This window comes from Rhodopirellula sp. UH5 (genome assembly GCF_056839225.1).
Map to the genome: position 1 here is coordinate 6,421,132 of NZ_CM166390.1, position 12,864 is coordinate 6,433,995.

The following is a 12,864-nucleotide window of genomic DNA, read 5'->3' on the forward strand; positions in this document are numbered from 1 at the left end:
ACGACGACGCTCAGCGTACCAGAGTAGAGCAGTTGTCCTCCACTGTTCCGTCGGGCCACCCTCAATGGCCAAGCCCCCTCGCAACCCAATGCATGAATGCTTAAATGTTTGCTTCTCCCTTCATCCCGGTAGGGATGAAGGATGGTAGCCGGGGGTAGCTGCGCGGGACATTCGAAAAATGAATGGTGGCTGCCGTCTGGGTTTCGCCCCGGATGGGGCCGTCTTGCTTAGCTCGGGGCGGAAGCCCCGAGAGACCGATGCCGGAAAACAAACGGTCGCCCCGGATGGGGCCGTCGTGCGAGTTGGGGCCGTCCCTCGCTCACGCGTCGGGTTGTGATGGGTGGTCTTGGCCGGCTCTGAGGGGCAAGAGTGCCCATCCTACGAGCGTCGAAACGTCGTTGAGAACTGAGTCGACAATCCGTCACCATTGACGCTCTGCTTGCGGATGCCAAGTAGATTCCTGGATTGCACCACCGGGATGACAACTTGCGCAACCAAAGTGCTCCACAGTCCGGGCACCAGAGTAGAACAGTTGTCCTCCACTGTTCCGTCGGGCCACCCTCAACGGCCAAGCCCCCTCGCAACCAAATCCGCTCGCAAGCATTCGATCTGCAACCCTCGCACACCCACTCCAATCAAAGATCCAGCTCGTCCAGTTGATCCACCAATGCATCCAAGTCCGTGGCTTGATTGGGAGTCAATGGCGGCGGCGAGACGACGGCCGCCGATGGCTTGGCCGGGGACGGTGTCATGTTCTGGATGGGGGCGACTTTGGACTGGGCTTTCGGAGCCGCCGGCGCACTCGCTCGCATGGGCTTCGCCGATCCGCCCGCCCCAATCTGAAACGTCGGCGTCTGCCGGGTCGCCAGCAAGGCTTGCAAGTCCGCCAGAATGGTCTGCGAGGCTCCCTCGCGACGCATGTCAAAGTGGTACAGCTTCGCGATCGGTTCGGCGTCTTGAACCGGTGCGGCTTCCACGTCGCGACGATGGGGCACGCGAGCGACTCGTTTGCCCAACAATCCGAGTGGTTTGGAAACTTGTTCGGCATCCGTCCAAGCCACACAGGCAACGTCGCCCGCGACGGATTCCACCGCCAACCGTTCGGTACCCGATTCGTTGGGGCCAGGAATCCGATCCAGCAACACCAAGTCCAAACCAGGCCGACCGAGCAATTGCCCCACGGCATCGTCGCAGGCCGGGTCGAAATGGCGATGCTCGCCGGTGGGACGCAGCACGATCACGTTCAAACGAACAGCCATGAAGGATCAACTCAGTGGTCGGGGCAGTTTTCGGGAAGGGCGTCGAGACGATTGCTGGAACATCCTGACTCAGACTTCTCCGCTGGCAATCCCACGACATCATAAAGTCGGGACCACAATTCGCGAACGTCGGTGACATCGTCAAGCATCTCGGGCAAGCCACCCTCGCTGGCACGCTTCAATTTTTCGCGAGCTTCCGGGTGGTCTCGCAACAATTCGTGCAGCAGGTCTTCGATCAGCTTGGCGGTCACTCTGGTTCGGTGCAACACGTGAAAACCACGCAGGTCTCGGTGGGCCGTGACCAAACAAGCATGTCCCGCACGCCGGGCTCGACGACGAAGATGGAAACGTCCCCAGGGCGACAATTGTTCCGCCCCGTCGACGACCAGCACCCCGCCGGGCGAAACCGTCGCCTGCACCTCGCCCACCGCACGATCATTCGCCAACACGCTGGAAACGCCTCGAAGCGGCGGACGATCTGGATCACCGGTCAACTGGATCCATTTCCCGCCGGGAAATTCGGCCTGCAGGGATTCCGCGATCCCATGCAGCAAGGTTGATTTGCCGGACCCGTGGTTCCCAACAATCAAGCCGAGTCGATGTTGCCTCAGACCCGATAGGATCGAAGCAATCGGCTGGTCCGAGTCGTTCCCGTTTGGATCAAAGCGATACGGGATCGCACCCGGTCGCGTGTGGCGACTGGCAAACGGATTGGTGCGTGGAGACGGCGGGTGAAAATCATGGGACATCATGCACATGATAGCGATGGCATCGTGTGCAGTGATCCCCCGCGGCGGACTTGGTGTGGCAACTGGCGCAGTTGGCTTTGGTCATCGGCAGAAACTCCGGCGACAATTCCACCGGCGATTCGCCTTCCATGTGCACCGCATTGGCCGGGTTGGTCGTTCCCAATTGGTGACAGTGCCGGCAGTCCTGCAGTCCCTGGATGTTCAAGTGCGGCGTGTGGGAGAAATGGGTCAGCCGATCCCCGTTGGTCTTCGCTTGGAAAGCTCGCCACCGCATGGATGCCAGGGTCGGTTCCGATCCGGGATTCGCGTTGACTTGATGGCACGCCGCACAGGCTTGGACGGCGGGCTGCGCCAACATGGTTTCTCTGAGCGGATCGTCGGCTGGCAGACGCTGAATGATTTCAATCATCGATCGCAACACGGCGTCGGAGTGCCCTTTGCCGCGATATCGAATCGACATCGTCAGGTCGTCGCGGTACCAACCGCCGAATGATTGTGTCTTCGCCGCATCGTATCGAGCGGCCAGTTCTGCCGCCCAATCGATCTTGGTGGGCAACGTTGAGCTCTCCTCGGACGCTCCCCAGGCGGTCAGTGGATCGTCCGCCAGCAACGGATCAACAGTCAGCAACGGGTCATTGGCGAGCAAAGGATCCAGTTCGGCCGGATCTCGGTCCAGTTCGTTGTCCAACAATCCAAAGCCTGAGTCGGCAACCGGTTCTGCCTCGGGCGAAGTGGCGGGCATCGGTGGAACGCCTCCAAACCAAACTCCCATTGCGTCTCGGATGAGTTGGGGCGGGAAGGATTCGACCAGCGGTTGAGCGATCTGCTCCTCCACGCCGGCGTCACGCAATCGCTGCATCAACGCGTCTTGGCCGGAGGTGGCCAGGTCTTGAGATAGCTGGGTGATGGCCTTGGCGAGCGACACGGCTTCGACTTGAACGATGGGCGAGTCCCAGTTGGCCGCTTCCACTCGTTGGAATCGACGGAGTGCCGATTCGCTGGTTTCGGTTCGCAACATCAACGCCATCCAACCGTCGACGGTGCCATCCGCGAATCCCGTCGCCAGTTCAGGCCATTCGGCGACTTGTGCGGCGATGTCCTCCGGCAGCGTTGGCAACTGCAATAGCGACGGGCCTTCGGCGATCTGCACTCGCAAGGACGAATCATGGCACTGGGCACAAGCGATCTCGTAAGGCAACGTGGTCATCACCGGATCGGTGGAGTCCAAGTCAAAACTCGAGAAACTTGGGCCGATGTGACATGCCTTGCAATCAAACGTTGCGAAGCGGTTGCTCGTTGCCGGGTCGCCGGAGTTCTTCTCTGCTTCGCTGTTTTTTTTCTCGGCTTCGCTGTGTTGTTTCTCTGCTTCGCTGGGAAAGTGAATTTTTGCGTGGCGGCCGTGATCGAAGTGAATGTTCGATGTTGGTTGGTATGGCCACTGCCCAAATTCAGGGTGCGATTCAGCGAAGGAACCAAATTGGTTGACGTGGCAGGTTTGGCAACGCGAATCCGTGATCGCAGCCAAGTCGGCGTCCGCTCCGTGGTGCTCTTGGTGGCAAATGCTGCACGCCAAGTTGTTTTGAAACGCTGACGTTCGGCTCACCGTTTGGAGGGACAGATTGTTCTGGGAAGCTTCTGCCTCCCGCAAGCTGGCTTCCAAATCGAATGTCTTGCCGTCTCGTTTTTCGAGCGCTGCCAAAGTCAGCTCATCACGAATCTCAGGTGACAAGTTGTGTGCCCAGCGAGCGGACTGACGCGGCATCTGTTGTTCGTGGCAATTCAGGCACAAATCGGTCATCGGCACCGTTGGCAAGTCGGCGTGTTGGCCGCCCCTGATCCAGCTTGCCAGGCTGAAGAGTCCCTTGTCTGTGTTTGGGGCCGAGCCCGACGCTTCGCTGGCCGTTGCCAGCCAACGATTGCTGGTTGCGTTTTGGTGGCACGCCGCACATCGGTCCTGAGCCAATTCACCGGACAGGATTTGCGAGTGAGCGGTGGTCAGGTTGCCGGGCTGGATCACCTTGGGCGTCATCCGAGTCGCAAACAGGATCACCATCGCAACCGCCAGCAACGCCAACATCACAGCGGTGAACTGACGACGGCGACCGGCCCAGGTCCGCCGGGGATGGCAGGCTTCCTGTTCCGGATCGTTGCTGTTGGCGAAAGGGCACTCGCCCGTCAGGCTCGGGCCTTGCAGACATCGATCGCATCCCGGTGAACGACCGCAGGAGTACGGGTGCCCAGGACGCTCGATCCGTGGTGGTGTCGGCAGTTGAAAGTCGTCGCGTCTCATGATTCCACAAACTGCAGGGCATGAATGGTGTGCATGATGGCGAGCGCCACCAATCCCAACGACATCACGGCGTGAACCGCCACCCAGGCTCGCAGTCGCCACTGAAGAGCATGTTGTGTGTCCAGTTCATCGCGGCGACGAACCAAACCTGCCAGCTCATCGGCGACTTCTTTGCCATCGTCTTCCAGGTAACGGTGCAGCTCTTTCAGCCCGATCACCAAACGGCGACGACGAAACGAGTGTGCGAACAACCGGTGGGACCATGAAAGCGGCGATTCCAAGTACCGACGCAAGTATTGGTCGTCGAACTCACCCAGCACTCGCTGTGAATCCACGCTGGTCAAACTGTCCAGTCGCTGCGTGGCTCGCGCCGCCAATTGTTCTCGGTGCCAATCGATTTGATCGTAGCGTGGTTGGCTGCCCATCGCGGTCAAACGTGCTGGTAAACGACGGCTCGCCAGAATCCCATAGAAACCCGAAAGGCTGACGCCGATGAACAGCGCGCTCAACGTTCCTTCCAGCCAACCATCCGCGACCAACCGACCCGTCGCGATCGCAGGCACGTGCATCACGAACACGCCGCACGCGAACAGTCCTGTGAAAATATGCACCTGCGTCCAGGTGCTCATCGTGCCCAGAGGCAGAATCGGGATCCGTCGCCGGATCCCAATCGCAAACAAAATCAAAATGGAACTGAGCAGCGTCCAGCCCGTCATCACACTGCTGCGATGAAGCGCCGCGTGCAGCGATTGCGAGATCCAAGCGGTCACCCCAATCGCGATCGCAACCATCATCAAGCTCGCGACGCGGCGACGACGAAACGACCAAGCCCGGCCGGAGCCAAACACTCGGCTTCGGAATTGGGAGACCAGATCGGTTCGGAATTGTTGCCAGCGTCGCGAGGACGTGGAACGCCGGCGTTCAGCCACGCTCATGTTCGTCTCCTCAACCAATCTTCTAGTGGTGGTGACTCGCTCAAGTCAATTCGCACGATCGCGTCGTGTGGACAAGCCGCTGCGCAAGCGGGACCCGTCGGCAAGCCACTGCACATGTCGCACTTGGTCGCTTTGGTGATCGGTCGGTTGCTGGCTTCGTCGGTGTAGGGCCGACCCTGCGGATCGTTCACCGCCGCCATTTCAATGTTGCCGTACGGGCAGCCTTTGGCACACGTGCCGCAACCAATGCAAATCGATTCGGAAACGCGAACGTGACCGGTGGATTCCTCGCGGTGCAAAGCGCCTGTGGGGCAACCGATCATGCAAACGGGATCGGTGCAGTGCATGCAGGCTTGGACAAACTGCAGGCGATCGTGATTGACGCCGACGCGCGCAAATCGTGGGTTCCCGTCGTGAACACTCGCACAGGCTTTGACGCAATCATCGCAACGGGTGCAGCGATGCAAGTCAATGATCATCGCTTCGCGACCGTTGTTGAAACGGTTTTGAACGATGAATTCCAGCAACCCAGTGGGCTCGAACGAGGTCCCGGTGGGACTGGGCAGATCCTGCCAAGTTTCTTCGCGGTTGTGATTCACAGACGTCGAAACGATCGGGAGTTCGACCTTGGGACGCTCTTCGCTGCGGCGTTCGCGAGCTTCTTCCGTCGCGGGCATTCGCAGCAACGCTTTCGCAGCCGGCGCGGGCAGTTCGCTGCGGCGAACGTGCGGCAGGATGTCGGTTGCAAAGCATTCGACCGGAATGTGCAACGTGTCCAGGAACCCAACCGCGCGAAGCGAATGTTGCAGCGGCAAGTTGATGGGACCGTCTTCGTTGGTCACTCCCAGAGCGATTTCTTCCAGCCCGAACAGGTGACCTTTGCCGAGGTAAGCGGTCGTTCGTTGAGCCGCGCCGTAGCTCTGGCTGACTCGACCAAAGCCGCTGCGAACAAGGATCAAATCGGTGACTTGGTGCCCTTCGGTCGCCACCACCGGTTCGCTTTCAATCTGTTCGGCCGGCGATAGCTTGCGAGTCTTCTTGTAGTCCGCGTTCCATTCCAATCGACCAAAGGAGCGCTGGACCGTCGCCGCAACGACACGCTGCAAATTCTGCTCCGGCAAGAACCGCAGCAACGGGATCTCACGCAAGTGCAACGGCAACCAATTTTCGCGGTAGTGATCGTCCATTCGCTGCGAGAACGCGGGATCGCGACGGAGCATCTTCAGACCCTGCAGCCGAATCTCCAGCAACGTGCTGTTGCCCTGCGAGACCACGGTGGCGGATCGAGGGGCCCGGTACATCGCCGCGACTTCGCCGAACAATTCGCCAGCACCCAGCCGCACACTCTGACCGGCTTGGACCAACCCATCAAAGTCTTGCAATTGCAGGACGGGCGGACGGTCTTCCGCGTGATGCGAAGAGGAGTGCAGTTCAACATTCGGGACCACTTCATCCGGACGCCGAGCTTCCCGGACGCCAGATGGACGCAGCAATTGCCAAACGGCTTTGGGCCACGACACCTTTTCGGTTTCACGCCGACCAAGCGATTCCGGTGGCAACTCGCGAGTCAAAAGCTCCGCGTGTCCATCAACCACCAGGAAGGCACTGTTGGCGTAGTCGCCCTCCCGAGCGATCACCTCACCGTGAGCAAAACGATGCAGCCGGCAATCGTTGCGAAGGATCCCATCGAGCGGAATCGTCTTGGGGAACGCGGCTGGATCCAGGCTGGAAAAAGGGGACTGTTCGCGCAGCCATCCCACATCCGCATCGGTCATGTGCGGGTCCATCGGTTCGTCCCATCGTCGGGGACGACGCACGGCAACGGAATCGTCGGTGATCATGTCTGCGTCGATAGCCACCGCCGGGATTCAAAGTCAAGCCACAACCTGACCGAGACAAGTTTCACACGTCCGTTGAAAGCGGTAGGGCGCGAGCCCTCCGGTAAAAACTCAGGACCGCTTCTGCCGCAGATGATCCAGTCGATGCCGAACGTGCCGCATGGTCCGCAGGGCATCCAGTCCCGCCAGCAACAGAATGGTCATCAAAACCAACATCACCGAGATCCAACAGCTCAACCAGACCGCATGGTTTTTGGGTGACGCCAGTGTCGCGACCAGCACCAGGATGCCGCAGACCAGGAATAGGAAGTTCACCCGGCGGCGAGAGCGACGTCGACGCTGCAAGTAGATCTGGTCGATCTCATCGTCGAACCGTTCCCGCGACCAACCCAGCTGCTCGGACCGCTGCAACCAAACAGCGAAAAAGATCAGCGTGCTGGCCAGGACCAAACCACCGGCAAACATGAGGGAGCCTTTGAAAGAGAAGCGAACCAAGCGGTGAGTCCCACCCATTGGATCCATTCATCCTATCACGTTGGTGGAAAGCTCCTAGCTCCTAGCTCCTAGCTCCTAGCTCCTAGCTCCTAGCTCCTAGCTCGTGCTCGTGCTCGCCACTCGCCACTCAATCCTCCCTACTCGCCCCCGTGCCATCTCCACGCACATCCGCAAGTCACCCACCAACTTTACAATTTTCAATTTTCAATTTCACTTTTTCAATCACCCCCTGCTCCCCCGAGCCACAGCCTGCCCCTGAGCCCCTTTCCCACTTCTATCCCCCCCTCTGTTCCAGCATCCACTCATGCACCACCCAAATCACAGCGACGAGGCTTTCGCCGCTGCAGTTTTCAGGGATGTCTTGCGTCGTGTGCCAATACTGCGGCGCACGGAATCCTGGTCGGGGGTAATCAAAATCGATCAAGTCCGTGGTGGGGATCTTGGCGATTTGGTTCAGCGGCAAGTGATCGTCGCGAATCGCTTGGCTGCGAGTCCGCGTGACAAACGCTTTCACGCCCAACCGCTTGGCCGTCTTCCAGATCGACTTCGTGACATCGCGGGCATACCGCAGGCTGTTGCGTTCGTAGAGCAGTTGCAATTCCTTGTCGCCGATCATGTCCAGCAACACGCCGCTGCGGTAGGGCACCGGGGGCGGTTCGATCAGGTACTGCTGAGCGAACAAGGTCGACCCCAGGAAGTACTCGCCGCTCTGTTCGCCGAAGACAAACTCCTCGGCATCAAACAGCACCACGTCGACGCCGATGTCCTCGGGCAAGTCCGCAAATTGATGGCTCAGTTCCATCAGAGCGGCAGAACCGCTGGCCCCGTCGTTGGCACCCACGAAGACGCCCCTGGGGTTTCGGCGATCACGATCGGGGTAAGGCCGAGTGTCGTAGTGGGCGCACAGCAGGAACCGGGTCGGAGCGTTGGGGTGCCAGGCTGCGATCAGGTTCGCGATCGGAACGTTCTCGCCCGTTTGGGGATGCCGAATGTCGCCGCGTTGCAAGCGGACCTGGCCGCCTCGAGCTTCGAAGAATTCGGTCAACAATTTTTGTTGCTGCAGCATCGCCGGGCTACCCGACGGGCGGGGGCCGAGATCACAGATTTCGACCAAGTATCCCATCGCCCGGTTCGCGTCGTATTGTTCGGGGACGGGCCCAAGCGTGGCGGGGACCACGGAGGTCGAATCGGGGGCTCGCAGCATTTTCCACATGGCGACCCCGACGAAAGCCAGGAAGGCCAAAACCGCCAAAGTCAGCAAATGCCGCGGCCAATTCCCGCTGGCGGCCCCAGCGTGCGAATTTGTCGCGAACGTCTGCGGGGTGGAATTCTCGGGCGTGGAACGCGCGAGCCCGGGGGGAAAATCTGTGGGTTGGGTTGCCGCCTGCATAGCCAGATCCATCGCCGAAACGTCCTGCGGAAGCCGCTCAAAAAGGGAGTTCATGAAAGTGGCTGTTCACCCTAGCGAACTCGAGCGAACTTCGGTAGAGTTTTGGCCTTCACGGGATGTGGCTCAGCCTGGTTAGAGCGCTGCACTGGGGGTGCAGAGGTCGCAAGTTCGAATCTTGTCATCCCGATGACTCTAAGTCCTGTTCTGCTAAGGGTTTGCGGCTTCTTTCTCGCGACCCCATTCTTGAACCAAATCTTCTGAACCGATCCTTGAACCGGATCGGGAGGTTCAAGAAGGCCTTCTGGAGAGCATCGGTGCCTGCAAGTGGGAGCACGGCCGGACGGACCGGGACATTGCAGATGAGTTCGGGTTGAACAAGCAGACCGTAATTTAGCCTCGGACCGTTTGGATCGACTTCGGGGAAACCCAGTTTTCCTTCCCCTCCTTGTCTTGGAAGCACTTCCGCGAAGACCGATCTTTGATCAACGCCAATGACCGGTCCGTAGCTGAAGAATACCTGCAAGCCGCCAGTCGGTACGGTTGGTCTGTTGCGACCTCGCCCGACCTCCGCTGAGAAAGGAAGCACGCCGCCCTCTCCAGGCGGCACCCGACGCGCTACGGGCTGCTTCCGTTGGAAGGTTAGCTCGGGGCATGTCTGCCGAGGTTGGCCCCCTCCGGCACCGGAGTTTTCCGGGATCAGTCCAGTCACAAAAAAACGCCCCCAGACCGCGAGATCTGGGGACGCCTAGCATTGCGTGACGACGGACGATCGATCACGAATGAAGTGTACTACACGACCGTCCAAAGATTTTCTTCGAGGCGTTTTGGCGGAATGCGGTATCATTAGGGTGGCCGATCGCGAGAGCATCGCGAATCGGTTGCAGATGACGGACATGACCATTGATCACGCTCTGAAACGTTCTCCAATCTGCTGGAGAATCCCGAAGCTATCTGTAGCCCGAAACGACGGGTAAATATCGGGCTGGTGAGGACTCCCATCTCATAGGTGAGTCATGCCGTTGCCAACGGCTACGAGGCTCAGCAGGATGCCTGCTGCTCCATTGGCTCGCGGATCTGCCCGCCAGAGAGGACCACACGGATGCCGTGTCCCTCAGTGAACCAGCCCCAGACGTGGCGTAGTAGCGTTGTTGATTTTGTGCCTGATCGGATAGCCGAGAACTTACCCGAGAAGTACGCAGAATCATCTGGACATGCAGGGCGGTGGCACACCGATGCACTGACGCCCTCCGCAGCACGTCTCGCCCAGAGCGAACCCACTACTGCGTCTCCGACGAGATGTTCCGCTGTGACCAGTTGCGAGTGTGGACAGCGTAAAAAAATCACTCACTCGATCGGCTCACCCATACCGGCCTACACGTCAAGGTTGAGCATTGATCTCTGTCGATGTCATGTCGCCAGGGATCGGTCTATCCCTCCCGAACCTGCCGTCATGGTTGGACGATACCGGTACTTACCGTTGTTTCCGATTGTTTCGGAACGCAACGGAACGCTGACTTCGTCAGCAGCGCGAGACATACCGGCTATCCCGATTTCCGTTCGTTTTGAACTTCTGTTCTGATCGATCAACCTAAGCTCGCTCTCGAACCGTTAAAACGATCAAGATGGAAAAGCCAAACGCACGATCAATCCACTATTCCGTTTGGAACAGATCAAACCGAATAAGTGCGCGCGTGACTTCCCGTCTGCCCCGGAAGAACTTCGTTGTCATGCGCGCTCAGACATCAGCGAATCAAAAACATCGGAACGTACCGGGAGCGGCGCGCGAAAAAGGCGACAGCTCGTTTGCCCGATTGTTTCCGGTACCGAAGCCCAAAACTTCAGAAATATGCGGACCCACATAGTTCCGATTTATCCGATGATCTAGTTCCTCTCGTCATGGATATCTGCCCGAGGCTTCGCCAAAGCGACCGCCGAGAGGATCTCTCGGAAACGTGATTCCGGCATGTCAGTCCGGCGATGTGCTCGCAGTTCCGGTAGTTCATTGACCTCCTGCAAAGTCGGAAGTCTCCCGTGATTAACCTCGAACTCATCCCACCGACGTACATCCTCGGCGGTTTTGGTCGGTAGAGGGTGAGTCTGGAGTTCATGCAGCAGCTTGCGGCATTCGTTCAACATCACCTGGCTGGCGTACGTGCTGAACTTCCAACCCTTTCTTGGTTCAAAACGCTGAGCAGATGTCACCAGACCAACCATGCAAGAGCTGACCAGCTCATCAAAGTCACATCGGCGAAATAGCGGTTGACGGGAAAACCGTCTCGCCATGAAAAATGCCAACTCGTAGTTGCTCTCTACCATATCGTTTGGGTTCGCGTTTTCGATTTCAACGTGGAAGCTTCTGTATCTGTGGCTTGTCGACATTGTTGTTTCTCCATTTTCGTTGCCGCGATCTATCCTTTGGTTAGTAACTAGATCGGCAAACGGCCGATATGAAAACTACCATTACGTGCACCGGAGAGCAGCAGAAGTGCCAGCACCAAAATACTCAATTACCGAGGCTCGCATTTGCCGGGCACTTCGAGAACTACTGGGGGCGACGTTTTCCGACATCTCGCGGTGGATGGACATTCCATGCGATTCTGTTGAGTATCAGGTTCGCCACAGAAAAAACGTCCCTCCCGACGACGATGACAGTCGCAGGGCGTTGCTCCGATACTGGCTTCTGGAAAAGCTCCCGAAGGGTGTCGCGACATATGACGGATCGCTTGCGGAGCAACAAGGAATTATCGACAGATTCAACGCAGTCATCGCTGAGGCAGAGGCCCTTCGAGAAAGGAGTACATCGTCATGATGAAAGTCAAACTCACCTTCCCTCAGGACGAACCAGAAACGCCGCCGACAATCATAAGAATTTGGAATGGAGGACGCTCGCCGGTCGAGCTCGATGGCTCTGCAGCCGACCCATCCGTTGAACTGCAGACGAATGGCAACATCCGATTTACGCGAGACTTCGCGCCCGGACTCAAACTCAGCACGGTGCCTCCGGCGCCACGATCGAGAGAAACATTGGAGGACGAAAAAATGGATGAAATCAACCAACAAGCTGACCAACTTTGCGAGATTGTCGTCGATGCCGAGACCGGCATTGTTGAAATTGACGGAGACGATCTGGACCGGGTCAAGTCAATTCAGAACGAGGCGGCTCACCGACGAAACAACGGTCGGAACCAGCCGGTTGAGATCCCTGAAGACCTGCAGGCGGTCATCTCAGCCCACCAGCAAAAATCCGCTGAAAATCGATTCCGGCAGAACGCCCTGTCAGCAATTGAGAAGGCCTGCAGTGATGCAGGAGCTTTGGCTGGCAGTGCTGAGTTCTTTGCAGAGCGACTGGTCAACGAGAATGGGGTCCCGATGATCCGCACGAACGAGGGCAACCTCGTTCCGGTGTCGCCAGCGGCAATCAAGAACGAGCTGCCTCCTGCTCTATTTCCCGGCAAGCGAGCCATGAGAGCCGACCGGGAACAGGACCTGCGAGAGCAGGTGTCCGAGCAGCAGGCTGAGTACGATCGCCTGCTAAGGCTCCATGCACAGCACGGCGGAGGCAACAGTTCCTACTTTCATCAGGCGAGAGCCGCGCGAAAGGAGCTCAAGCAATCGCAGGCTCAGCTCAACGAAATCCGAGACCAAAAGCGAGCCGAGATGGCACCGGCGCCAACTCCGAAGCGAGTCCCAACTGCAGCCGAACTGGGGAAACTGCAGTCCCTGGGAAACCAGCGAGCGGCGTTTGAGCGGCGATTCAAAGCCAACCCAGAAGATCGGCAGTCCGCAACTGCGTGGTCAAAGCTGAACCGCCAATACAAAGCGTTCGCGTCGGAAATCGGTGCGAACTAAAGATCCAACTCGGAGTTGGGGACTAGGCGTACACCTCGTCTCGGTTTCGATCGGGGCGG

9 protein-coding genes and 1 tRNA gene are annotated in these 12,864 nt (G+C 58.6%); 2 read left to right on the forward strand and 8 right to left on the reverse strand.

Annotated elements, in window-relative coordinates; all coding sequences use genetic code 11:
* Window positions 1-635: 635 nt before the first annotated feature.
* The 7 genes from UH5x_RS22885 to UH5x_RS22915 all read right to left on the reverse strand — a co-directional run bounded on the left by UH5x_RS22885 (window position 636) and on the right by UH5x_RS22915 (window position 8,827).
* A complete protein-coding gene (locus tag UH5x_RS22885; RefSeq protein WP_047814512.1) occupies window positions 636-1,259 on the reverse strand; it encodes a hypothetical protein in 624 nt (207 codons plus the stop codon).
* An 11-nt stretch (window positions 1,260-1,270) separates the two neighbouring features.
* Complete coding sequence (locus UH5x_RS22890) at window positions 1,271-2,011, reverse strand: ATP-binding protein (protein WP_482633784.1); 741 nt, start codon at window positions 2,009-2,011, stop codon at window positions 1,271-1,273.
* Window positions 1,998-4,085, reverse strand: coding sequence for a cytochrome c3 family protein (locus UH5x_RS22895; protein ID WP_482636056.1), 2,088 nt, complete (start codon window positions 4,083-4,085; stop codon window positions 1,998-2,000). Before UH5x_RS22895 ends, UH5x_RS22890 begins: the two co-directional genes overlap by 14 nt.
* 209 nt (window positions 4,086-4,294) lie before the next feature.
* Complete coding sequence (locus tag UH5x_RS22900) at window positions 4,295-5,233, reverse strand: hypothetical protein (protein ID WP_047814514.1); 939 nt, start codon at window positions 5,231-5,233, stop codon at window positions 4,295-4,297.
* Window positions 5,230-7,092 carry a cyclic nucleotide-binding domain-containing protein gene (locus tag UH5x_RS22905; protein ID WP_482633785.1) on the reverse strand — a complete coding sequence of 621 codons (1,863 nt, stop codon included), beginning with the start codon at window positions 7,090-7,092 and terminating at the stop codon, window positions 5,230-5,232. The genes UH5x_RS22900 and UH5x_RS22905 overlap by 4 nt, the downstream gene beginning before the upstream one ends.
* Window positions 7,093-7,182: 90 nt before the next feature.
* Window positions 7,183-7,536 (reverse strand): hypothetical protein, encoded by a 354-nt coding sequence (locus UH5x_RS22910; RefSeq protein WP_482633786.1) that lies wholly within the window; start codon window positions 7,534-7,536, stop codon window positions 7,183-7,185.
* A gap of 304 nt (window positions 7,537-7,840) precedes the next feature.
* Window positions 7,841-8,827, reverse strand: a complete 987-nt coding sequence (locus tag UH5x_RS22915) for a M28 family peptidase (protein ID WP_482636057.1) — start codon at window positions 8,825-8,827, stop codon at window positions 7,841-7,843.
* A 241-nt stretch (window positions 8,828-9,068) separates the two neighbouring features.
* Here UH5x_RS22915 and UH5x_RS22920 point away from each other — a divergent pair.
* A tRNA-Pro gene (locus UH5x_RS22920) sits at window positions 9,069-9,143 on the forward strand.
* 1,694 nt (window positions 9,144-10,837) lie between these two features.
* On the opposite strand, the gene UH5x_RS22925 is transcribed toward UH5x_RS22920, so the two are convergent.
* Window positions 10,838-11,335, reverse strand: a complete 498-nt coding sequence (locus tag UH5x_RS22925) for a sigma-70 family RNA polymerase sigma factor (protein WP_482633787.1) — start codon at window positions 11,333-11,335, stop codon at window positions 10,838-10,840.
* A 426-nt stretch (window positions 11,336-11,761) separates the two neighbouring features.
* Here UH5x_RS22925 and UH5x_RS22930 point away from each other — a divergent pair, with 426 nt between their 5' ends.
* Complete coding sequence (locus UH5x_RS22930; protein ID WP_482633788.1) at window positions 11,762-12,805, forward strand: hypothetical protein; 1,044 nt, start codon at window positions 11,762-11,764, stop codon at window positions 12,803-12,805.
* Window positions 12,806-12,864: the final 59 nt, after the last annotated feature.

Excerpts from the sequence above, each read along its gene's own strand:
- UH5x_RS22885 (WP_047814512.1), bottom strand. The coding sequence starts at position 1,259 with ATGGCTGTTCGTTTGAACGTGATCGTGCTGCGTCCCACCGGCGAGCAT.
- UH5x_RS22890 (WP_482633784.1), bottom strand. The coding sequence starts at position 2,011 with ATGATGTCCCATGATTTTCACCCGCCGTCTCCACGCACCAATCCGTTT.
- UH5x_RS22895 (WP_482636056.1), bottom strand. The coding sequence starts at position 4,085 with ATGTTGGCGTTGCTGGCGGTTGCGATGGTGATCCTGTTTGCGACTCGG.
- UH5x_RS22900 (WP_047814514.1), bottom strand. The coding sequence starts at position 5,233 with ATGAGCGTGGCTGAACGCCGGCGTTCCACGTCCTCGCGACGCTGGCAA.
- UH5x_RS22910 (WP_482633786.1), bottom strand. The coding sequence starts at position 7,536 with ATGTTTGCCGGTGGTTTGGTCCTGGCCAGCACGCTGATCTTTTTCGCT.
- UH5x_RS22925 (WP_482633787.1), bottom strand. The coding sequence starts at position 11,335 with ATGTCGACAAGCCACAGATACAGAAGCTTCCACGTTGAAATCGAAAAC.
- UH5x_RS22930 (WP_482633788.1), top strand. The coding sequence starts at position 11,762 with ATGATGAAAGTCAAACTCACCTTCCCTCAGGACGAACCAGAAACGCCG.